We start from the raw sequence: 701 nt of genomic DNA on the forward strand, positions 1-701 counted from the left end.
TCGCTCGGCAGGATCACGTCGTCGATGTAGCCGCGCGTGGAAGCCACGTACGGGTTGGCGAAGCGGGCCTTGTATTCGGCCTCGCGGGCAGCCAGCTTTTCCGGGTCGTTCTTGTCCTCGCGGAAGATGATCTCCACCGCGCCCTTCGCGCCCATCACCGCGATCTCGGCACGTGGCCAGGCGAGGTTCACGTCGCCGCGCAGGTGCTTGGAAGCCATCACGTCGTAAGCACCGCCGTAGGCCTTGCGGGTGATGACGGTGATCTTGGGCACCGTGCATTCGGCGTACGCGTACAGCAGCTTGGCGCCGTGCTTGATGATGCCGCCGTACTCCTGGCTGGTGCCGGGCATGAAGCCGGGCACGTCGACGAAGGTGATGACCGGGATGTTGAAGGCATCGCAGAAGCGCACGAAGCGCGCCGCCTTGATCGAGGACTTGATGTCCAGGCAGCCGGCCAGCACCAGCGGCTGGTTGGCCACGATGCCGATGCTCTGGCCTTCCATGCGGGCGAAGCCGATCACGATGTTCTTGGCGTAATCAGGCTGCAGCTCGAAGAAGTCGCCGTCGTCGACCACCTTCACGATCAGCTCCTTCATGTCGTAGGGCTTGTTCGGGTTGTCGGGCACCAGCGTGTCGAGCGACAGGTCGGCGCGCTCGGCCGGGTCGCCGCTGGGGCGCACGGGCGGCTTCTCGCGGTTGTT

General features: G+C 65.2%; 1 protein-coding gene. It reads right to left on the reverse strand.

All coding sequences use genetic code 11. The annotated features are described in order from the left end of the window. A partial coding sequence (locus HCU76_RS36365; RefSeq protein ID WP_305729969.1) for an acyl-CoA carboxylase subunit beta occupies positions 1-701 on the reverse strand: 701 nt, incomplete at both ends.

The sequence above is a fragment of the Variovorax sp. dw_308 genome, from assembly GCF_019207085.1.
GTDB lineage: Bacteria > Pseudomonadota > Gammaproteobacteria > Burkholderiales > Burkholderiaceae_C > Variovorax.